This is a genomic window from Secundilactobacillus paracollinoides DSM 15502 = JCM 11969, from assembly GCF_001311135.1.
In the GTDB taxonomy this organism is placed as follows: Bacteria; Bacillota; Bacilli; order Lactobacillales; family Lactobacillaceae; genus Secundilactobacillus; species Secundilactobacillus paracollinoides.
The window spans coordinates 1-22,170 of the sequence record NZ_BBAG01000047.1 but is presented as its reverse complement, the minus strand read 5'-3'; the positions used below and the strand labels follow the sequence as shown (position 1 = coordinate 22,170).

The 22,170-nt window shown below is 48.7% G+C and carries 13 protein-coding genes and 4 pseudogenes; 4 read left to right on the top strand and 13 right to left on the bottom strand.

What is annotated here, in order from left to right; genetic code table 11:
* Together JCM11969_RS12730 and dnaE are read right to left on the bottom strand one after the other, a co-directional pair.
* Window positions 1-365 (bottom strand): annotated as a pseudogene (locus JCM11969_RS12730) (pyruvate kinase); the annotation flags it as partial.
* Between the two features lie 200 nt (window positions 366-565).
* Window positions 566-3,936: pseudogene (gene dnaE / locus JCM11969_RS12725) on the bottom strand (DNA polymerase III subunit alpha).
* A gap of 114 nt (window positions 3,937-4,050) precedes the next feature.
* Between dnaE and JCM11969_RS12720 the strand changes: the two are divergent.
* Window positions 4,051-4,251 (top strand): DUF2929 family protein, encoded by a 201-nt coding sequence (locus tag JCM11969_RS12720; RefSeq protein ID WP_054711740.1) that lies wholly within the window; start codon window positions 4,051-4,053, stop codon window positions 4,249-4,251.
* A 392-nt stretch (window positions 4,252-4,643) separates the two neighbouring features.
* On the opposite strand, the gene JCM11969_RS12715 is transcribed toward JCM11969_RS12720, so the two are convergent.
* From JCM11969_RS12715 to dnaG, 7 genes and pseudogenes are all read right to left on the bottom strand, one after another.
* The gene (locus JCM11969_RS12715; RefSeq protein ID WP_225353293.1) at window positions 4,644-4,955 is read right to left on the bottom strand and encodes an isochorismatase family protein; all 312 of its coding nucleotides are present in this window, start codon (window positions 4,953-4,955) and stop codon (window positions 4,644-4,646) included.
* Between the two features lie 339 nt (window positions 4,956-5,294).
* Window positions 5,295-7,849: pseudogene (clpB, locus tag JCM11969_RS12710) on the bottom strand (ATP-dependent chaperone ClpB); the annotation flags it as partial.
* Between the two features lie 206 nt (window positions 7,850-8,055).
* Window positions 8,056-9,288 (bottom strand): peptidase T, encoded by a 1,233-nt coding sequence (gene pepT, locus JCM11969_RS12705; protein ID WP_054711737.1) that lies wholly within the window; start codon window positions 9,286-9,288, stop codon window positions 8,056-8,058.
* A gap of 81 nt (window positions 9,289-9,369) precedes the next feature.
* A complete protein-coding gene (locus JCM11969_RS12700) occupies window positions 9,370-10,482 on the bottom strand; it encodes a Nif3-like dinuclear metal center hexameric protein (RefSeq protein WP_054711734.1) in 1,113 nt (370 codons plus the stop codon).
* Window positions 10,472-11,175 (bottom strand): annotated as a pseudogene (locus JCM11969_RS12695) (tRNA (adenine(22)-N(1))-methyltransferase). The gene JCM11969_RS12700 and the pseudogene JCM11969_RS12695 overlap by 11 nt, the downstream one beginning before the upstream one ends.
* A gap of 742 nt (window positions 11,176-11,917) precedes the next feature.
* Entirely contained in the window at window positions 11,918-13,042 is a 1,125-nt protein-coding gene (gene rpoD / locus JCM11969_RS12690) for an RNA polymerase sigma factor RpoD (RefSeq protein ID WP_054711732.1), read from the bottom strand.
* A gap of 12 nt (window positions 13,043-13,054) precedes the next feature.
* Window positions 13,055-14,932, bottom strand: a complete 1,878-nt coding sequence (dnaG, locus tag JCM11969_RS12685; RefSeq protein WP_054711730.1) for a DNA primase — start codon at window positions 14,930-14,932, stop codon at window positions 13,055-13,057.
* Window positions 14,933-15,316: 384 nt separating this feature from the next.
* On the opposite strand from dnaG, the gene JCM11969_RS12680 reads away from it, so the two are divergent.
* Entirely contained in the window at window positions 15,317-15,634 is a 318-nt protein-coding gene (locus JCM11969_RS12680; RefSeq protein ID WP_054711728.1) for a hypothetical protein, read from the top strand.
* A 65-nt stretch (window positions 15,635-15,699) separates the two neighbouring features.
* On the opposite strand, the gene JCM11969_RS12675 is transcribed toward JCM11969_RS12680, so the two are convergent.
* Entirely contained in the window at window positions 15,700-16,173 is a 474-nt protein-coding gene (locus JCM11969_RS12675; protein ID WP_225353292.1) for a VOC family protein, read from the bottom strand.
* 143 nt (window positions 16,174-16,316) lie between these two features.
* Between JCM11969_RS12675 and JCM11969_RS12670 the strand changes: the two genes are divergently transcribed.
* Entirely contained in the window at window positions 16,317-16,691 is a 375-nt protein-coding gene (locus JCM11969_RS12670) for a winged helix-turn-helix transcriptional regulator (protein WP_065903113.1), read from the top strand.
* Window positions 16,692-16,723: 32 nt separating this feature from the next.
* Here JCM11969_RS12670 and JCM11969_RS12665 read toward each other — a convergent pair whose 3' ends face one another.
* From JCM11969_RS12665 to glyQ, 3 genes are all read right to left on the bottom strand, one after another.
* A complete protein-coding gene (locus tag JCM11969_RS12665) occupies window positions 16,724-17,452 on the bottom strand; it encodes a TVP38/TMEM64 family protein (RefSeq protein ID WP_054711726.1) in 729 nt (242 codons plus the stop codon).
* Window positions 17,453-17,970: 518 nt separating this feature from the next.
* Window positions 17,971-20,043 carry a glycine--tRNA ligase subunit beta gene (gene glyS / locus JCM11969_RS12660; protein ID WP_054711724.1) on the bottom strand — a complete coding sequence of 691 codons (2,073 nt, stop codon included), beginning with the start codon at window positions 20,041-20,043 and terminating at the stop codon, window positions 17,971-17,973.
* A complete protein-coding gene (glyQ, locus tag JCM11969_RS12655) occupies window positions 20,043-20,969 on the bottom strand; it encodes a glycine--tRNA ligase subunit alpha (protein ID WP_054711723.1) in 927 nt (308 codons plus the stop codon). The genes glyS and glyQ overlap by 1 nt, the downstream gene beginning before the upstream one ends.
* 772 nt (window positions 20,970-21,741) lie before the next feature.
* Between glyQ and JCM11969_RS12650 the strand changes: the two genes are divergently transcribed.
* A partial coding sequence (locus tag JCM11969_RS12650) for a MarR family winged helix-turn-helix transcriptional regulator (protein WP_054711721.1) occupies window positions 21,742-22,170 on the top strand: 429 nt, incomplete at its 3' end.

The window sequence follows — 22,170 nt, the reverse complement described above, 5'->3', positions numbered from 1 at the left end:
GTGGCCGCCTTCGTTAACATTCGTCAAACGAAACCAGGGTAAGTAACGGCGATCTTGTCCTTGTCACCTTCGATAGAGTCATCCATAGAGATCCGGAAAGTATCACCTGTCTTGAATGAAATCTTACCATCTTTTTGAACAGTGGTACGGATTTCAGCACCCTTAGTATCCAACATGATACCAACAGTTTTACCAGTAATCTTTTCAGCTTCGTGAACGTTGGTTAAGCGACCCAAGTGTTCTTCATGGTCACCATGAGAAAAGTTGAACCGAAAAATGTTAGCGCCGGCTTCAATCAACTTAACAATAGTATCGACATCGGTACTAGCAGGACCAAGTGTACTTACGATCTTGACTTTCTTCATAAGAAAAATCTCTCCTTTGGATTTTAGGACTGGTGCTTACGTGAAAAATTCACTATCCATGCAAGCCCAGTACAATTTGGATTCCGAAAGTTATTCTAACACTTTTCAAAATTATTGTCTGCGTCTAATTTCGGATTTGAGACGAATTTGAAAGTTAAAACGTTTTCATTGCGATTAACTTACGTTTCTTATTTAATAAATTAGTTTTTTCTTTGAAACACCACGTTTTGTTCACCCAATAACAAGACGAGCTCATGCTGCAACTGTTCATCCGCAACTGGCCAGTATTGTTTAGCCAAAACGCGTTTGCTGTCGTCCTTCAACCGGTACAAAATAACCGGCACGTCCCCAGTATGGTCACTTAACAGCGCAAACAACTTGGTCGTGGCCGCTGGCGTGTCGTGCTCCTGATCAAGGCGCAAGAACCACCGCGGCGCCGGCGGTAATTCACCACTGTTCTGCTGTGCTGACGGCTGCAGCTGGTCAGCCGCCGTCATGTTGTTGGCAACCACCTGCAGCCCGCCGCGGTTGGTCTCAGTTTTACCGCTGACAAAAACGACCTGCTCTTTTTCCAACCAGGTACTAACGCGGCGGTACAGGTTGGGAAAAACAGTTAAACTGATCTCGCCAGTCAGGTCAGAACCGGTCACAAAGGCCATCTGGTCACCGCGCTTGGTTCGAATCGTGCGCACCTTGGTGACGTAGACCAACAGATTTACCTGTTGATCGGCAGCCAAGTCGCCAATTGAAACTGTGTGGCGCGATATTGCCAGGTCGTGGTACTGCTCAACTGGATGGCCAGATAAATAAGCCCCCAGATACTCGTTTTCTTTTTCGAGTTTTTCGCTAAGGGACAGATCTGGCTGGCGTTGGATCTTCGGTGCCAGTGCTTCGAACAGCTCCAAGTTATCCCCGCTTAATTCGACGCTGCTTAAAAATTCCGGCAGACTCGCAATCATTTCTGCCCGGTTATTACCGAACTGGTCAAAGGCACCGGCGTAGATCAAGCTTCGATCAGGTCCGCCTTCAGCCATTTTTTATCCAGGCGCACTAGGAACTGATGCAGGGATTTAAACGGTCCCTGCTGCTGACGTTCGTCAAGGATTGCTTGCAGAAAATCGCGCCGCATGCCCTTGATTGAAGACAGTCCAAACCGAATGCCATCCTTCGTCAGTCTAAAGTAAGCCGCACTGGCATTAATATCGGGTGGCAGAATGGTCACCTGATGGCGCTTTGCTTCCATTAAATAAAGTTTAGTCTTCGCCGTATTATTTAAGACCGAGTTTAAGAGCGACGCAAAGAATGCGCCGGGGAAATGGACCTTAAGGTAAGCCAGTTCAAACGCCATCTTACTATAAGCGACCGCGTGGGAACGGTTAAACCCGTAGTTGGCAAATCGGTCGATATAGTTATACGTCTGTTCAGCAGCTGCCTGGGGGTACCCCTTCGTGGCGGCACCCTCAAGGAACTTCTTTTGCATCGCGTCCATGGTGGCCTTTTTCTTCTTACTCATCGCGCGTCGCAGTAAATCGGCTTGCCCCAGCGTAAACCCACCCATAACAGACGCCACCTGCATGACCTGTTCTTGGTACACAAGAATGCCATAGGTTGGTGCTAGGATCGGTTTCAAAGAGTCATCCGGATACGTGACCGGTTCCTGGTTGAAACGCCGCTTAATAAAGTGGTCGATATTTTCCATTGGCCCTGGCCGATACAGCGCGTTCACCGCGGCAATCAGCTCAAAGGAGTCTGGTTTTAACCGTCGTAACACATTTTTGATCCCGGCAGATTCAAATTGGAAAACACCGTTCGTGTCGCCATTTTGAAATAACTGTAAGGTCGCTTGGTCATTGAGGTTGACCTGACTGATCTGGAGCGGCTTGCCGTACTGTTTTTGAATCATACCCAGGGCAGCAGCCATGATCGACAGGTTCCGGAGCCCCAGAAAATCCATTTTGAGTAGCCCGACCTGTTCAACGTAGTCTTTGGTGTACTGCGTCATCAACATGGTCTCCGAGCCGTTTTGAACTGGCACAATGTTGGTCAGCGGCTGGTCACTGAGGACGACCCCAGCAGCGTGGGTGGAGTAATGTCGCGGCAGCCCTTCCAGCTTTTCGGCTGTTTCAAACAACAACTTATTGAGACTGGCATCCGCCACAAGATTCTGCAGCGGCTGCGATTGTTTATACGCTTCCTTTAACGAAATGTGCAGGAGATTTGGAATCGTCGCGCTCCATTCACTGAGCTCATAGGGGCGCAACTCAAAGACCCGACCCACGTCACGAATCGCCTGCTTGGTCGCTAGCGTCCCAAACGTGATGATCTGCCCAACCCGTTCGTGGCCGTACTGGTCATGGACATACTGCAACACTTCCTCACGCCGGTTATCCGGAATATCCAGATCGATATCCGGCATCTGAGCCCGTTCCTCATTCAAAAATCGTTCAAACAACAAATTATACAAAATCGGGTCCACATCCGTGATACCCAAACTATACGCCACCAGAGAGCCCGCAGCAGACCCCCGGCCGGGACCAGTTGTGATGCCCGCCTTTTTTGTAAACTGCATGACATCCCAAACAATTAGAAAATAGTCATCAAAGCCCATCCGGTCGATCACGTCAAGTTCGTGATTCAGTCGGTCCCAGTACGGATCAGCATCCGTGATCTGATTCGTTGCCAGCCGCTGTTTTAACCCCGTTTCACACTGGGTGCGCAAATAGGTTTTAGATGGTGTTTGATCTGGCGTTTTAAACTGTGGGAGTTGCGGATGTTGAAATTTCAATTGCACCTGACAAGCAGCGGCAACCTGCGCAGTCATTTCTGCCGCCGATTGTAGACCCACTTCTTGGTACTCCTGGTCAAACGTCGCTGCTGGTTTTAACCAGTACTGACCCGTTTTTTGTTGGGCCTCGGCTAAATTACTGATGGTCGTGCCATCCTTAATGGCTTCCAACACACTCACCACAAACCGGTCGTCCGCATTCAGATACTGCACTGTGGGCAACGCCACTTGCGGTGTCCGCAGATCGGCAGCCGTTTTGCTGAGCAATTGGCGGTACGTAGCCGACTGTTGGGCACTCACCCCAAGCAACACACTATTGTCATCCGTGGCTGACTTAAGGGTCGTCAGGTAGTCACTGACCGCCTGCTGATTGCCCTGATTGAGCCAGTAGGCCGTTTCCCCATTGGTGGTCACTACCATTAAGTGTGTCATGTAGGGTTTTATATCCGCCAGGGTCAACGTCTGATCACCCGTCAGTCGCTGGTGCAGCGACGACAACATCATCAGATGCTGGTAACCCGTTAGATCCTTAGCCAAAAAAATCAGCGGAAACTGCTGGTCACTGGCCAGAATGCCTTCCAGAGTCAATGTCAGCCCGATAATTGGCTGAATCCCCGCCTGCTGACACGCCTGATAAAATTCAACGGTGCCATACATCACGTTGTTTTCGGTGAGCGCTAGTGCCTTGTAGCCGCGTTCAACCGCCGTAGTGACTAATGTTTTGAGCTCAATTGTACTTTGAAGCAGACTGTAGCTGCTGATAACGTGTAACGGCACAAAGCCCATTTTTAACCACCCTTTCTTCTCCAATCAGTATACCAAACATTCGTTTGCTCGTCATTTTCCAATTGCTTTTTTAAGCGATTGTGCTAAACTTTTATTGATTGAGAGGTGTCTTTCATGAAAACTTTAGAAGCAAACTTAGTTGTCATCTTTTGGTCAGTCATCTTCGGTGAAGTCTTAGGCTACATCGGCGGTGCATTGGAAATTATGACCTACAACACGATGCAGATCGGTATCGTCGCTGCCATTGCCGGTATCATTATCGTCAACGGTGTGAAGTTACTGGGTCTTTCCGATACCAAAGCAGAAGCTAAATAACCCTTAACCTGTAAGTTAAAGGTGCACATCGACCGCCAGTCTGAGACTGGCGGTCTTTTTGTGGAGTAGAGCGTGGAAGAAAGCGGTTTGAGGGCGGCGCGTAAGTGACTCTGGCAGAAATGCCTGGGTTTGGGCATTTTTGCCAGAGTCGCTTACGCAGTAGCCTCAGTTTTCTGGAACGCGTTTCAGCTACATAACAAAGAAAGAGAAAAGTCCGGGTTTGACTTTTTTGGCAGAGTACGCTTGTGTGCAACCTTTTTCCCATCTGTAACGCGTTTCAGCTACATAACAGAGAAAGATGAAAAATCTGAACTTTTATATCAGAGTAAGTTAATGAACAACCTTTTACCCTTGGCTGCTCAACAACACCTCCGAAGCACCTCCACGATTCCCTACTCATCAACATAAGTTAAAAACCGATCTCGCCAAATACGGGCATAGTGCGTCAGCAACGTCCCTTCCGGAATCAGTGGCTGAGCCTTTGCCACCATCGAAACTGCCCCAGGGACCATCCAGATCCGGTAGCCGTGATCAAAGCCGGCCTTAATCGTGGCATCAACACAAAATGGCACTTCAGCCCCGCAAATTTCAATATCTGAAATCGTCAGCTCGTCAAGTATTGCGGCAAGATCAGTCTTGTAAAAAGAATCCGCATGCGTTTTTCGCACCCGGTGATCAGTTGACGACACATGCAATTTCGCCACTAACTGCCAAGCGTCGATTGATACGGCATCTCTGGTGCCTCATGTTGCACCAAAATAACGGTTTGGTGCTATTCATGGTACCAGTCTAAACGCCGGTTAATGGTTGCGCGTGTTTGCTGTTCTTGATAGCGTGGCCGAACACCACGTTGCATATCGATGACGACCAAAGTCCGTTTTCCCATGGTGTCTCCTTTTTAAACATCGTTTCCATCATCATATCACAAAAAGGCTGCGTTCTCCTGAACGCAGCCTTTTTCCTAATACCATGTTAGTCAGTTGTCTCCGTGGCTGCTGGCGCGTGACTGGTGACAGTAAATGCCAACCATCATTTGCCTCATTCAGTCCAATTTCAACCGTGGACTGGGCTTTAATCTCGCCGCCAATGATCTGCTTAGCAAGTGGCGTTTCCACCAAATTCGTCACGGTGCGTTGCAGTGGCCGCGCACCGAACGCAGGCAAGTACCGCGTTGACCAAGCCAGCGGGTGGCCTCATCCGTAATCGTCAGCGTGATATCCTGTTCCTGCAACCGGTCAGACAGTTGGGTAATCAGTTTATCAACGATTAAATCAATGTCAGCTAACGACAATGGCTTAAACATGATGGTGTCATCAATCCGGTTTAAAAATTCCGGTTTAAATGACCGTTGCAGTAACGTCGCCACCTGTTTCTTCGCGTCGTCTGAGATCACACCGTTGCTGTCGGTACCTTCCAACAAAATGTCAGAACCCAGGTTCGAGGTCATGATCAACAGGGTGTTCTTAAAGTTGATCGTCCGCCCCTGACTATCCGTCAACCGACCGTCATCCAGGACCTGCAGTAAAATGTTAAACACGTCTGGATGGGCCTTTTCAATTTCATCAAAGAGCACAATGGTATACGGGTGGCGCCGAACCGCTTCGGTCAGCTGGCCACCCTCCTCATACCCAATGTAGCCGGGGGCTGCCCCAACCAGTCGGGAAACGGATTCCTTTTCCATGTACTCGCTCATGTCGATCCGAACCATTTGTTCTTCGGAGTCAAACAGGTTTTCGGCTAACGCCTTAGCAAGCTCCGTTTTCCCGACCCCGGTTGGGCCAAGGAACAGAAATGAACCAAGCGGCTTGCTGGGGTCCTGTAACCCGGCACGTGACCGCAGGACCGCATCCGAAACGGCTTGAACAGCTTCGTCTTGGCCAATAACCCGTTCGTGTAAGTTATCCGCCAAATGCAGCAATTTTTCTCGTTCGGTAGCCACAAGTTTATTCACTGGGATCCCCGTCATTTTAGCAACAACTTCAGCAATTTCTTGTTCCGTAACGGATTCGCTGACCAGCCATTCGCCAGAGTGGTCCTTTTGCTCCATGGTGTTTAATTCCTTCTTTAATTCGGGAATCGTCCCGTGCTGCAACACAGCCGCCTTGTCTAAGTCATACTGCGCTTCAGCATCCGCCAGATCACGGTTGGCCTTATCCAGCTCATTCTTCTTGGCGCTCAAGGCACCAAGCGCCTGTTTTTCATCCTGCCAGCGGGCGTTCAGGTTATCGACCTTTTCCTTCACGTTGGCGAGTTCTTTTTGCACGTCGGTCAATTGTTTCTGCGAGTTGTCATCGGTTTCCTGCTTTAACGCGGCTTCCTCAACCTGCAGGCGCATCATTTGCCGGCGGGATTGGTCCAGTTCCGTTGGCGCCGAGTTCATCGCCACCCGAATTGATGCGGATGCTTCGTCGACAAGATCCAGTGCCTTATCCGGCAAGAACCGGTCCGTAATGTACCGGTCAGAGAGTTTGGCTGCTGCAACCAGCGCGTTGTCGTGAATTTTGACGCCGTGGTGGATTTCGAACCGTTCGCGCAGACCCCGTAAAATGGTAATGGTGTCTTCGACGCTAGGTTCATTGACCTGGACCTTTTGGAACCGGCGTTCAAGGGCCCGGTCTTTTTCCATGTATTGCCGGTATTCATCAAGCGTCGTAGCACCGATCAAATGCAGTTCACCACGGGCCAGCATGGGTTTCAACAAATTTCCAGCATCCATGCTGCCTTCGGTCTTGCCAGCGCCCACGATGTTATGGATCTCATCGATGAACATGATGATCTGACCCTCACTCTTTTTCACTTCGTTTAAAACGGCTTTCAAGCGTTCCTCAAACTCGCCGCGATACTTGGCACCAGCGATCAATGACCCCATATCCAGTGAGAAGATCGACTTATCCTTGAGGTTTTCGGGCACGTCACCGCGGGCGATCCGTTGCGCAAGGCCCTCCACGATGGCCGTTTTCCCGACACCAGGTTCACCGATCAGGACCGGGTTATTCTTCGTCTTTCGCGACAAGATCTGCGTGACTGACAGGATCTCATCGTCCCGTCCGATAACAGGGTCGCGTTCACCCTTGCGCATTGCGGCAACTAATTCAACGCCGTATTTTTCAAGAGCTTTGTAGTTTTCTTCCTGATTCTTTGACGTCACCCGCTCGCCTCCCCGAATGTCAGCAACCTTGTTCTTCACCTGTTGTAACGTGATGCCCTTCTGTTGTAAATAGTCGGCCAACCGGCTGCCATCCAGTTGAATGACCGCGATGACCAGGGTATCTGTCGCAACGTAGTCGTCACCAAGTTCCTTGCGCACGTCGTCGGCTTTTTGTAACAGGCGGTACATGTCTGGTGACAGATTTTGGCCGTACTGAACGCCGCTGCCGGACACGCTGCTGATCGAGTCGATCTCGTGATCAAGTTCCTTATCCAGTTCGGTTAAGTCCAGTCCCAAATCACTAAAAATTTGACGGTCTAGTTCACCTGGCTGGGTCAGAAATTTAAAGAGGTGTGAGACGCCAATGTTTTGCTGCTGCCGGGTCACGGCAATTTTTTGGGCTTCAGAAATTGCATCCGTCACCGATTGGGTCAAGATGTCTGGGTTCATATTGTCATCATCCTTTATTAGTTTTTAAAGTGTCATTATTAGAATTTATTGTGTTTTGTGAACAATTGGTATCATATCATAAATTCTAAGTGAAGCGATAATAGTTTGACCTTTTTTGACCTTTAATAATAAATTCTTTCAAAATCTTAAAAAAAAGAGCGCCTTCGATCAACGAGTTGTCGGTCAAAAGCCCCCTTTTCAAACTGTTATTCAGCGTTGAGTTCGATCATCTTTAAAATGACATCCACCGCCTGAGCCATCACCTGCTCGGACACGTACTCAAACCGGCCATGCATATTTTCGCCACCCGCAAACAAGTTTGGTGTCGGTAACCCCATAAAGGAGATCTTGGAGCCATCAGTTCCGCCCCGAACTGGCGCAATGTCTGGTTCAATATCGAGGTCTTCCATGGCGTTTTTGGCCAGTTCCACCACACTCATGTCCTTTTCAATGACTTCGCGCATGTTGTAATACTGGTCTTTAAGGGTCACCGTAACCGTCCCGTCGCCGTACTTAGCGTTCAACTGATCCGCAATGCTTTGGAACAGCTGTTTACGATTTTCAAACCGGGCACGGTCGTGATCGCGGATGATGTAGCCCATATCGGCACTATCCACGTCTCCAGTCAGCTTATAAATATGATAAAACCCTTCACGACCCTCAGTCGTTTCCGGCCGGTCGTGGACTGGCAGAGCGGCGTGGAAGTCCATGGCCAGTTGCAGGGCGTTCACCATAACGCCCTTGGCACTCCCGGGGTGCACGTTCGTCCCCGTGATGTGCAACCGGCCGTCAGCCGCGTTAAAGGTCTCGTATTCCAACTGTCCGAGCGGCCCACCGTCAACGGTGTAGGCCCAGTCAGCGCCAAAGTCAGCCACGTCAAACTTGTCAGCGCCGGTACCGATTTCTTCATCAGGGCCGAAGCCGGCCTGAATCGTCCCATGCTTGATTTCTGGGTGCTGTAAAAGATAGCTCATCGCCGTAATAATTTCAGCAACGCCAGACTTATCGTCCGACCCCAGCAGCGTGCTGCCATCGGTTGTGATCAGTGTATAGCCCTGATACCCTTTAAGACTTGGAAAGACGGCTGGATCCAGCTTGTATTCACCCGCGTCATCAAGTGGAATCACTGAGTGGCCATCGTAGTTTTCAACGATTTTGGGTGTCACATTTTTCGCGTTGAAGTCCGCCGTGTCAACGTGTGAAATAAAGCCCAGTGTCTTGACTGGCTTATCCAGATTACTTGGCAGCGTCGCAAACAAGTAGCCGCTCTGCTGATTGATGTGCACATTGTCCAAGCCGATACCCGTCAGTTCTTCAGCCAGCTGGTTTAAAAACGCAACCTGGGACTGGGTTGACGGGATCGTGTCGCTGGTCTCATCAGACCGGGTCTCAATTTGCACATACTTCAAAAAACGTGGAATTAATGTTTCGTAGGTCATTTCATACCACTCCTTTTTCACAAGTCGTTAATCGTTCAACGATTTTTTGGGCAATTCATCTCAATTTCAACAACACGATGGCTAAATAAACGTAAACGGATCCGTGTTCAGCTGTGAGACACTGATCTCAAAGTCCCACCGGTTTTCTATCCGCAACTTACCAAATAATTCGGCTAATTTCGGTTTACAAATACTTTCGATATGGTGGCCCGGATCAACTACTGGGAAGTTTGCTGCCAGCATATCATGTCCCGTGTGATAATACACGTCACCCGTCACGTAAATGTCTGCGCCCTTTGACTGGGCAAGCTTGAAGAACTTGCCACCATCGCCGCCAAGGACGGCCACGCGTTGAACGGGTTTGTCCAAGTCGCGCGCAACCAACCGTAATCCTGGTACCTGAAAGACCGTTTTACAGTAGTCTGCGAATTCCCGAACAGTCATTGATTGGGCTAACGTCCCGATCCGTCCCATTGAATATTGGTGCCCACCGTTTTTTAACGGCAGCACTTCTAAGGCAGGGTGACCACCCGGATAGACTTCACTTACCGCTTGGGTGATTTTAGCCAGTTGGTTACCCTGAACCCGTGCTTGAATACTGAGTTCATCCACGTGGTTACGCTCACCAACGGGGCCAAGTTCTGGATCCGCGCCTTCTAGCGGCGTGTACCAGGTCGTCCCGTTCCATTCAAAACTGGCACCCGCATACCGGTCTAAATCACCGGCACCGGCACCAACCATGGCTAGCCGCACCGCGTCAGCATACATGGGTTGAACACGTACCGTCAGCATGTACTGAGGATCCACGACACCGTCCCACAAACCGGTGGTATCGCTGAGTTTCAACGCATCTGCCAACCAGTCATTCATCCCGCCATCAGCACTATCCAAATTGGTATGCGCTGAATACACCGTGATGTGGTGTGACAAAATATCTGCATACATCTGATTTTGCGGGTCACTGAGATCTAAATTCTTCGCTGGTCGAAACATGACCGGATGGTGTGAAAAAATCAGGTCTGCCCCGATTTCAATGGCTTCTTGGACCACTTCAGGCCGCACATCCAGTGTCACTAAAACGTGGTGAAATTCTGCGTCCAATGACCCCAGCTGAAGACCCACTGGATCTTTTGGCTCCGCAATCGCTTTCGGCGCGAATTGTTCAAACCGGTCAATGAGTTCTTTAACCTTCATTTAAAATGACCTCCTGAATTTGATTTCGTTGGGCGATAAAGGCATCGATTTTCGCCTGTGGTGCCTGTTGGGCGTGCTGCATCGTTGCAATAACATCATCCAGTCGGGCCTGTTCTTTACGCCATTTATCCTGTAAAACCGGGGATTTTTCCTGTAACAGAAACGGCCCAAATTTTAACTGTGTCGGATTAAACGTTGTCGGTGTGTCAACTGGATCAGCGACGATAATTTCGTAAATGTGGCCATCCTCCGCTAAGATGCGTTCCGCAATGATGCCGTAGTCGTGGTTCTGTAACCACTGACGGACGTTATCTTCGCCAACGTTAGGCTGCAGGATCAACCGTTCTTCATGACGCAAACGGTCCACCCCTGCGTCCAAAATCTGGGTAATCAATGTCCCGCCCATGCCAGCAATGGTGATCGTATCGATCTGGTCTTCCGGTTTAATGGCAGCCAAGCCATCAGCTAAGCGCGCATAATAACGTTTTCCAGGCCTTCTTTTTCAATTTCACTCACCGCGTTTTCATATGGTCCGCGGACAACTTCACCGGCCACCGCCTTAGTGAGCAGCCCCTGTTTGGCTAAATGAACCGGCAGATACGCGTGATCCGACCCAATATCGGCCAGCCGCGCGCCAGGTTGCACAAAATCCGCGACGGTCTGCAGGCGCAGTGATAGATGCGATGCATTCATATATTTAAACGACTCCTCTGTTTTAGTTTACCCTTTAATTATAGGACATGAACGCTGTGTTCGGCTACTGTTAAACTAGAAATTTCACCTGTTAAGATGAGTGGTTAATTGTCGCTCCGTTACGCCGGTCGGCCCTGCAGGCTGTAGTGGGTCGCTCTGGGGAGCTAGTGAATGTCTTTCAGAAATTCAAGGATCTCCTCCGTCTCCCGTGTTTGTAGGCGAGGAAAGAACCCTCGCCAACAAACACCGACACCACAGCCTGCAATGCCGACCGGCTCCACTGCGCTACATTGTTAGGATTTGCTACAATGAGTTATCCATCAACATAGTCAATCAAAGAAATCTAACTCATCAAATTAATTGCCATAATTTGAACAAGTATCATCGCAAGCATTGCTGACAATGGCCGTTTAAGCAGTCGAGGGCGGATTCATTGCAAACTATCTTTAACTGCATTTCAACGTTTAGCAACTGTTACTTATATGCACCTTGTGAGTGGAATGGAGCGATTTGGCACGGAACCGTGGTGTCGATATCACTTGGTGGGCGTGATTTTCGGCCACCTAGTGATATGCGAGACGATGGAGATCCATTCGAGAGCTGCGTAGCAGAAATCGAATTAGCTTCATCGCGAGCCACCATGGTGGAGTGCCAAATCGCGCAATGCAACGGACTCCCAGAGCAAAAAAAAACCACAACCCATAACAGGTCGTGGTTTCTCGTATCAGTTAAATTCAGTTGGCTACTCCAAGAAATCCTTCAGTTGCTTTGAACGTGATGGGTGACGGAGCTTGCGTAATGCTTTGGCTTCGATTTGGCGAATCCGTTCACGGGTAACGTCGAAGACCTTGCCGACTTCTTCCAAAGTGCGGGTCCGGCCGTCGTCCAGCCCAAACCGCAACCGCAGCACGTTTTCTTCACGATCAGTCAGGGTGTCGAGAACACTTTCCAACTGTTCCTTCAGTAATTCGTAAGCCGCGTGATCAGCAGGACTAGTGGCATCATCGTCTTCGATGAAGTCACCTAGATGAGAATCGTCCTCTTCACCAATAGGGGTTTCCAATGAAACAGGTTCTTGCGCGATCTTTAAGATCTCCCGAACCTTTTCCGTTGGCATGTCCATTTCAGCCCCAATTTCTTCAGGCGTCGGTTCACGACCTAAGTCTTGCAGGAGCTGACGTTGGATTCGGATCAGTTTATTGATGGTTTCAACCATGTGGACTGGGATCCGAATGGTCCGAGCTTGGTCAGCGATGGCACGTGTGATGGCCTGACGAATCCACCATGTGGCGTAGGTTGAGAACTTGAACCCTTTGCGGTAATCAAACTTCTCAACGGCTTTCATCAGTCCCATGTTTCCTTCTTGGATCAGATCCAAGAACTGCATCCCACGACCAACGTACCGCTTAGCGATGGAAACCACCAACCGTAAGTTGGCTTCAGCCAATTCTTGCTTGGCTTCTTCATCACCCTGTTCGATCCGCAAGGCTAAGGCAACTTCTTCGTCAGCCGTTAACAGCTTAACCCGACCGATTTCCTTCAGGTACATCCGAACCGGGTCATTGATCTTGACGCCGGATGGGGCGGAGGTATCCTTTAATTCAGTTTTTGTGACTTTTTTTGCAGCCTTAACGGCACGTGCATCTGGGTCACCGTTAGCGTCAACGACACTGATCCCAGCGTCCTCAACCTTTTCTAACAGCTCGTCCATCTTCTTAGCGTTTAAGCTAAATGGGGAAGCTACTTTGTCGGACAGTACATCGTAAGTGATAGAACCGTCTTTTTTATAGGTCTTGATCAAGTCCTTAACAGCCTTGTCAAATCCCTTTTGGTCAAACGTGTTGGTGCTCTTTGTTTCCTTTGCCATGTATAAAGCCCCCTAAGCTCGTTTATTAGACTGCTTTTGCTGCTGTAACTTAATAATTTCAATCACCAGCTGACGCTGACGGTCGGCATCACCCAACCGTTTCGCCTCATTCAATGCTTGCTGGCTTTGTTTTAACCGTTTTTCAAGTGGCGCTTCGTTCATGATCACGCGTAAGTAATCATCAACTTCCTCGTCGGCTGCCTCTTCGTTGATATTGAGCGATTCCAGTTCAATGACCATGTTTTGCAGATGATCATCCGTAATGAGATCAATGAACTGCGCTGGCGCATACGTCTGGTGCGTTTGAAAATACTTCTGCGCCAGCATGTAGATCAATTCATAATCGTCACTGTCAAAACTAAAATTTTCGATCCCAGTGACGCGCAACCAAACGGAATGGTCGTGAAGCATCCGCAGGAGTAATCCACGCTCAGCCTTTTCAGTCCGGTTCAGCGGTGGCGCCTGCTGATACTGCGTGACTTCGGCAGGCGGTTCTTGGTTTTGATAACCAGCTTGCGGGTAATCCCCGCTATACGGTGCTGCAGCCGGTGCCGGACGGGTTGGCTTCGCGGGCTTTGGTTTGATCATCAGCAACTGTTGTTTTAGACTGCCCTTATCCAGCTGGTAATCATTCGCCAACTGGGTCAGGTACACGTCTTGTTCCACTGGTGAGGTCACCGTAGCGAGTAACTTCAACACCTGGTCGATGTAGTCTAGCCGCCCGGCATCCGTATTCACATCGTGTTCCGACTTCAGGTAATGCATGGCAAACGCAATTGGCGTTTCCCTGGCTGACTGCAACGCACTGGCCAATTTTTCCTCGCCATACTTCTTGCGATATTCATCCGGGTCCATTCCCTCAGGCATCTGAATGACACCCAGGTTCAAACTCGAATTATCTCGCAGGATCGTTAGCGCCCGATTGGTTGCCCGTTGCCCAGGCGTATCACCATCGTAACAGACATACACCTGTTTGGTGACCCGCTGCATCGCGTAGATCTGCTCCTCAGTCAGACTGGTTCCCATGGAAGCCACGCCGTTACCGACACCCGACTGGTGCGCCGACATGACATCCATGAACCCTTCAAATAGGATCACAGACCCTTCTTTTCGGATCACGTTGCGCGCCTGGTCAAAGTTGAACAGCACCCGCCGCTTGTTGAAGATGTCCGTTTCCGGACTGTTCAAGTACTTCGGCTGATCATCGACCTTGACTAACAGCCGACCAGAAAACGCGATTGACTGCCCCGATTCATTCTTGATCGGGTACATCACCCGGTTGAAGAATCGGTCACGCAACTCACCGGACTGGTTTTCAATAAACAGCCCCGTGTGCCGTAACTCTTGGTAATCCACCTTTTGCTGATCAAAATATTGTTTTAGTAACTGCTGATCAGGCGCAAACCCCAACCCAAAATCTTCAATTGTTTTGTCGGTGAGTCCCCGCTGATGCAGGTAATCTAACGCCGGCTGACCGATCTCGGTATTCATTAAGATATGGTGGTAGAGTTTTTGCGCCCCTTCGTGCAGTTGAATCAGATGGTTAGCAGGTGAATCCTGGCGCGCTTGACCTGAAGCGGCCGAGTTCGCCACTGAGTCTGGCAAATCCACGTGGGAAAATTCAGCCACTTTAACAACAGCTTCCTGGAAGCCAATGTTTTCCAGTTCCATAATGAACTTGAACACATTGCCGCCGCGACCGCAGCTAAAGCAGTGAAAGATCTGCTTGTCTTCCGATACCGAAAAAGAAGGCGTCCGCTCTTCATGAAACGGACACAAGCCAAATAAATTTTTACCTGATTTTTGTAACTGAACATACTGACTAATAAAATCCACGATATCGGTGGCATCGCGGACTTGTTCAATCACGGCTTCGGGTATCTTTGCCACTGGCTTAACACCCCTTTCGCAATAGTGCTTAATCGGAAAATCGGACTGTTGGGAAACGCCGTAATTCTCATTACGGCGTAAACAGTCATAATATATGATAGCACATAACATGAAAAAAGCTATCTTTTTGCTCGAAAAATAAGGTACTGCACGAACAACTTTATTTTGCGCTGACAATGGTGACTAAGACTGACTGATTAGGGCTTTATTCGTCCATTTCCAGAATTAAAATTGTACCACGCTCACCTTATTTTACAATCAATAACACTCGCGCAATTCAGGGCTTACGAGCAAACAAACGCTGATTTAATTGCCACTGATTTCATCTTCCTGTTTACATTTCGAACGTTTGTTTGCTAAACTATAATCAGGAAGTGATATGTAATGAATGAAGACGAATTAAAGACCTACTTAACCCAAAACAGCCGGGTGGCCGACCTATTCATGGATAAATGCCTGCCCTACCTGCAGTCACAAAATGAGGAAAAAGCGCCGGCTCGCCGGTTAAATGACACCATGCTGCAACGTGAAGCCGATAAATTATTTGACGAGTTTATCGGAAATATTTACGGTCGCATGACGTCTCAGCTTCCCGGCAGCGCCACCGAAGACCAGTGGATCAGTTACATGGATAATAATGATATGTTGGAAGGCCTTGAGGATTCAATGGGTGAATTGAATTTCGGGTCTGAAGAAGATTAAAAATGCGACCAGCAAAAGAATTTTTGCTGGTCGCATTTTTTTTTAATAAGCACCCGCTGAATACGTTAAATCATAAGCATGCGTATAAATCTCAACCAAGTTGCCAAATGGGTCTTCCATATAAACCATCTTAAACGGCTTTTCACCGGGATAATAAGCTTGATCGGCATCCGTTGTTTCCCGCCATTAGCAACAATCTTCTTCACTAGCCCCTCAATATCAGGATCCTGCACACCATAGTGGAAAATCCCGGTTTCCCAAAACTTGAAATTGTCATCGGGCTTTTGATTGTCCTTAAATTCAAATAACTCGATGCCGACACCATCACCAGTAGTCATGTGGGCGATCCTATAACTGCCCCATCCTTGGCCGAAGACTTCAGTGGACATCACGCCGATCGCAGAATCGTCCTCGGTGACAGTTGCTGGCGTCATGATGGTATACCACCCCATCACATTGCTGTAAAAATCAACAGCACGTTCGATATCAGGTACCGAAAGTCCGATGTGTGAAAAATTAATTGGGTATTGGTTTGTCATAGTTGATATTCTCCTCTTGTTTTCTATAATAGTGACTAACAACAAGTAAGAGGATAGCAAGCCAGCCGATAAACCACTAGTCCGCACTTTTAGGTAAGGTGGCTTACTTCAAAGTAAGGCTTGCGTCATGAAGGGAGTTTCCAATGGTTGCGCAACCCAAAAAATTTAACGTTGGCGTTGATGTGTCACTAAATGTGATTGCTGGCAAATGGAAACCAGCGATCCTGTGTCTGATCGGTGCGGGGACGAATCGCAACGGGCAACTGTTACAGGCACTACCAAGTCTTTCACAGAAAGTCTTGACTGAACAGTTAAAGCAGCTCATCAACGATGCTATTTTGGAACGCCAGGTTTTCGCTGAAACGCCGCCACACGTTGAATACCATTTCACCGAATACGGCGAGTCGTTAAAAACTATTTTAATGCAGCTTTGCCACTGGGGTGAGGTGCATGCGAATCGCTGTCCTGACAGTATTGTTTTGAATCAGCCGCATCTCCAACCAGAAAAAGAAGCTTAACCAAGCGCATTCCCAATACCGGGAATCCTTGATTAAGCTTCTTTTTCTGCATGTGTTTCCTCGTGCTTGCGTAATTCTTTAACCAATAGGAATAAGATGCCAACCGCCAACACACTGATCAGGGCGATTTTGTAATCACCGCGGTTCAAGAAATCGCCGCCCATCGCGTATAGCAACGCCGTTGGAATCGAGCCGATGCCCATCGCGATCAGAACATCCTTTAGCGGTTGGTGCAGCTTTGATGCCGCGTAATTCACGAAAATCGTTGGCACGATTGGGACTGCGTAACCGATAGTGAGACCAACGACTGGCTTTTTCATTTTCATAATGTTGCGCACCACTCGACCATCATGGTGCTGCGCTGACTTAGACAAGCCAACTTTTCGCAGAATTGAGTATGTGATCAAATTTCCGCAAACGATGCCGACTAAATTAATGCAAAAGCCCCAATAACGGCCATAGATGACCCCAATTAAAATACAGGCCACTGAAATTGGGAAGCCAGGTACCGCCGCCAACACGGCCACCAGTGCGAACACAATCAGCAATGTGATGGGTGAGGTTTGGTGTTGTCGAATGCCCGCCCAAAACTGTTTTTGGACACTTTCATTATAGTGGATCACGTTTTGAATCACCTGCTGAAAATCTTTCGAAAGCGCATAAAGCAGGCCAACGATTATGACGATTCCGACTAGCACACAGGCCGCACGAATGAGGCGGGCTGTCGTTGTTTCCGTTTTTTCGGTGTTTTCTGTTTTCAATTGACCACCTGCTCCCTGAATCGATGCACCGCGGATTTGGTCATCCGCGCAGTAACATATTCCGTTTAGTGTTAATGCGATTGTACCATTTTGAACATGATTGCGGGTAGTTGGTGAATGAAATTGTGGGGTTTGGGTGATTTTCTATGCTAAAACAAGGAATTTAGCCTGCGTTCTTTTACAGCACTTGAGGACGTCCTTCTTCTGCACTCTGTTTTCTCTTTTTGATTTTACTAAAGGCCTTTTTAAATCCCGCACTAATCCTATCTAGCCTAAACGTGCGACACGGGGCAGAGAGCTGCACATAAGCCAACTTCGACACAAATTTCCAAGACCAGAAAATTTCTGTCAAAGTTAACTTATGCTCCGCTCTCTAACCGCCCCTGGTTCTGCACTCTCAAAAAAGCCAGCTCAGGAATATCCTTCCTCAACTGGCTTTGGCGTTTCAATACATTAGTGGCTTTCATTAACAGCATCTTAATGATAGCACTTTTTAGATTGGACGCCAACTAGTGTGCTTATTTGACGATCAATTGGTTCAGGTCACCTAAACGTAGGATGAGGTCTGCCAGTTGTTTGAGTTGACTCAAACGGTTATTTTTCACATCCTCGTTTTTATCCATGACCATAGTTGCTTCGAAGTATTCGTTGATAACCCCTTGAAGACCGGCTAATGCTTCGTAGTAGGCTGGGATATCCAAGTCGTTTGCCTTGGCAGCCACTGCGTTCACGGCCTCTAAAATTTTGGGTTCACTGTCGTTATCAAATAGGCTGGCATCCACTGGTTTAACGGTTGATGCATCCGCCTTTTCAGCCAACCGCAAGACCCGGTTCAAGGCTTCAATGGTGCCCTTAAAGTCAGCATCGTTCTGGTGGTCGCTCAAGGTCTTTGCGGCCTCAAAGTTGTCCAGCAGATCCGTGTTTGGTCCAGCAATCACTGCGTCCACGATATCGTGACGGGTCTTTTCGTCCAACAGGGTCACCTTGATTCGATCCTTCAAGAAGGCCATCACAGCATCGATCTGAGCAGCTTGGTCTAAGTCTGGCGCAACGTTAGCGTCAGTTTCAGCCTTAATAGCAGCCTCGATCAAGCTCTGGTCTAGATGCCAGTTCTGTGCGCGGATGATCCGGACGATCCCGGTTGCCTGCCGACGCAGCGCGTATGGGTCATTGGAACCACTTGGCACCATGTCAGCACTGAAAAAGGTCACAATACTGTCGATCTTATCAGCAATGGCTAACACAGCCCCATCCGTTGTAGCAGGCAATGCGCCATCGGCTGAAATTGGCATGTAGTGTTCGCGAACGGCCGTGGCCACGTTGGCATTTTCACCGTTTAACAGAGCGTACTTTTCACCCATGACCCCTTGCAGTTCCGCAAATTCACCGACCATCCCAGTGACAAGGTCGAACTTGTAGATGTGGGCAGCGCGGTCCACGTCAGCTAACTGGGTGTCGTTTAACCCAAGCGCAGTCCCAACTTGCTTCGCAATCACAGCAACCCGCTGCATCTTTTCGTACATGGTCGAGATCTTGTCATGGAAGCTGACGTTCTTCAAGCGTTCAACGTAGTCGGCAACGGTCTGTTTTTGGTCTTCTTCATAGAAGAACATGGCGTCACTCAGACGTGCAGCCAAAACTTTTTCGTTCCCGCTGACCACGTTTTCGATGTGTTCAGCATTCCCGTTCCGCACTGACACGAACTTCGGCAACAGCTTGCCATCTTGGTCGAGCACGTAGAAGAACCGTTGGTGATCACGCATCGATGTGATCAGGACTTCGTCTGGAATGGTCAGATACTTGTCGTCGAAACTGCCACCGAACGCCGTTGGCCATTCAACCAAATTGTTAACTTCTTCCAACAGGTCGGCATCAATGTTGATGGTCCAGTTGTTGTCGGCAGCTAAGCGTTCGATCTGCGTCTTGATCTCTTTCTTACGCTTGTCAGCGTCCGCAATCACAAATTCTGCGGTTAAGGCAGCCTCGTAATCGGTTGCGTTGTTTAACGTGATGTCCTTCCCCAGGAAGCGGTGACCGCGGGTGATCCGATCAGTGTCGACGTCCAGGATCTGGAATGGGATCACCTTATCGTCTAACAGGGCCACCAGCCACTTGATCGGCCGGATGTATTCAAAGTGGTAGGTGCCCCACTTCATCATCGTTGGGAAGGTCATGGACGTCAACACATCCTTCAGGCCAGCCAAAACTTCTTCGACGGGCTGTCCAGCGATGTGTTTTTCAACGTAAACGTATTCGACACCCTTTAATTCTTTAAACGTGATGTCGTCAACGGTAAGTCCCTGACCGCGAGTGAATCCCATGGCAGCCTTTGACCAGTTGCCGTCAGCGTCCTGGGCGATTTTCTTAGCAGGACCCTTAACTTCTTCATTGATATCGGGTTGCTTATCAGCTAAACCGGTAATTTGAAGCGCTAACCGCCGCGGCGTTGAAAACGGCTTGATGTCGTCAAACGCGATGCGCTGTTCCTTCAAATATTTACGGGTTTTTTGAACGAGTTGTTTAATGCTTGGGGTCACCACGTGGGCGGGCATTTCTTCCAAGCCAATTTCAAGTAAAAAGGTACGTGCCATTATTTTTTGTCCTCCCCATCTGCGAGTAATGCTTGACGTTGTTTTTCGTCCTTGATCAGTGGGAAACCAAACTTCTTTCGTTCAGCAACGAAGGCCTTGGCAATGCTGCGGGCCATATTACGGATCCGGGAAAGGTAGCCGGCCCGTTCAGTAACGGAAACGGCACCGCGGGCGTCCAGCAGGTTGAAGGTGTGTGAACACTTCAGCACGTAGTCGTAAGCCGGATGCACCAGACCATTTGCAATCTGTTTCTTAGATTCGGCTTCGTAGTCGTCGAACATATGCAGCAACATGTCTTGGTTGCTCTTTTCAAAACTATAGGTGGAATGTTCGATTTCGGGTTCCCGGAAAATGTCGCCGTATAACACGTCGTCGCCCCATTCGAGGTCAAACACGTTATCGACGTCTTGAATATAGGAAGCAAGTCGTTCCAACCCATAGGTAATTTCAGACGTCACTGGGTCGACTTCAAGCCCACCGACGATCTGGAAGTAGGTAAATTGTGAGACTTCCATCCCATCAAGCCAAACTTCCCAACCAACACCGGCACAGCCCATTGATGGGTTCGCCCAGTTGTCTTCAACGAAACGAATATCGTGTTCCAATGGGTCAATGCCCAGTTCCTTTAAACTGTTCAGGTAAAGTTCCTGAATGTTTTCAGGTGAAGGCTTCATCACCACTTGGAACTGGTGGTGTTGGTACAACCGGTTAGGGTTTTCAGCGTACCGGCCGTCAGCTGGCCGCCGTGAAGGTTCCACGTAGGCAGCGTTCCATGGTTCGGGGCCGATGGCACGCAAGAAGGTGTAAGGACTCATGGTTCCGGCACCCTTTTCAGTATCGTAGGCCTGCATGAGCATGCAGCCCTGAGCGGACCAATACTGTTGCAGCGTCAAGATAATTTGCTGCATGGTCAATTTCTTGGTCATAAAAATGATTCCTCCTATTAATTGTGATCGGCAGACAGAAAAACGCCCCTACGTAGACTTATAGACCTACATAGGGACGAAGTTTAATTTCGCGGTTCCACCCTACTTCTGGGATGCACCCAGCAGCTTAATTGGTTCAGCTCGAAAAGCGCCAATCGATCAACCTGTCTTCCCGGCTCACACTGTTCCGAAATCGCTGTCACTTAGGTTGACCGACCTTCTTTTGTCATTGCCGATCACTATTCAATTCTGTTCCAATGATAAGCGTGACGGGGGCGGTTGTCAATATGCTGTACAAATGAATTACCGTCAAACGTGTTTACCAAAGGGTCTTTCTACTGTTAGGTGATAATCCGTTGCATTACACAATTTCACTGATATTGAGCTGACTTTTTCAGCTAGTTAAGCATCACATCGGCGTTAAACCGAGTTTGAAGAGAATCCGCGCTCGACTGCTAGTAAGGCTCTTATCCCTATTACTTCTCATAATCTGCTAATTACGGTAACCATCAACTTTACAGGGTTCATAACACCACCTGCGAAAGTGACTATCTATAGATTACTGGGATCCTAGCGTAGTCGCCCCGTTTAATATCGCTAGAGCAACACGCTTACATGACCGAAACGTGCAACGAAGCGACCTGTCAGCACTATGCGATCCAACAAACATTAGAAAGACACTTAACAAACCAAGCAACCAACGCACTAACCAGCCACCTTGACTTTTTAAAAATATGTAGTATGCTACATATTATAAAAAGGAGGCGATCCGATGTCAGACTCATCTTTTCCCAACAGCCTTGGACAACAACTGAAGATTCTAAACATTCTTTTTGAAAAAGAAATGAATAACGGGTTAAAACAGCTTGGTATTTCACTAACAGGCACGCAAACAGCGGTCTTGATGCAGGTAGCAAGCCGAGATCCGCAACAGCTCACGCAAAAAGAAGTGGAAACCACGTTGCGGTTGAGCCATCCGACCACCCGCGGTATTGTTAAGCGACTGGTAGCCACCGGGTCGATCACAACAATTCCCGACGCGACTGACCGACGACAAATTATTTTGCAGTTAACCACTGCGGGTGCCACCTTTCTAGAAAAAAATTCAGCACAAATAAAAGCGCAAACCGCTCGTTCTGAAACCAAGTTGACCAGTCGATTAACCCTCGATGAAACGCAAACCCTCTCGCAATTAGTGACG

Coding starts and splice junctions, on each gene's coding strand:
- JCM11969_RS12720 (WP_054711740.1), top strand. CDS start 4,051: ATGAAAACTTTAGAAGCAAACTTAGTTGTCATCTTTTGGTCAGTCATC.
- pepT (WP_054711737.1), bottom strand. CDS start 9,288: ATGACCTACGAAACATTAATTCCACGTTTTTTGAAGTATGTGCAAATT.
- JCM11969_RS12700 (WP_054711734.1), bottom strand. CDS start 10,482: ATGAAGGTTAAAGAACTCATTGACCGGTTTGAACAATTCGCGCCGAAA.
- rpoD (WP_054711732.1), bottom strand. CDS start 13,042: ATGGCAAAGGAAACAAAGAGCACCAACACGTTTGACCAAAAGGGATTT.
- JCM11969_RS12680 (WP_054711728.1), top strand. CDS start 15,317: ATGAATGAAGACGAATTAAAGACCTACTTAACCCAAAACAGCCGGGTG.
- JCM11969_RS12675 (WP_225353292.1), bottom strand. CDS start 16,173: ATGACAAACCAATACCCAATTAATTTTTCACACATCGGACTTTCGGTA.
- JCM11969_RS12670 (WP_065903113.1), top strand. CDS start 16,317: ATGGTTGCGCAACCCAAAAAATTTAACGTTGGCGTTGATGTGTCACTA.
- glyS (WP_054711724.1), bottom strand. CDS start 20,043: ATGGCACGTACCTTTTTACTTGAAATTGGCTTGGAAGAAATGCCCGCC.
- glyQ (WP_054711723.1), bottom strand. CDS start 20,969: ATGACCAAGAAATTGACCATGCAGCAAATTATCTTGACGCTGCAACAG.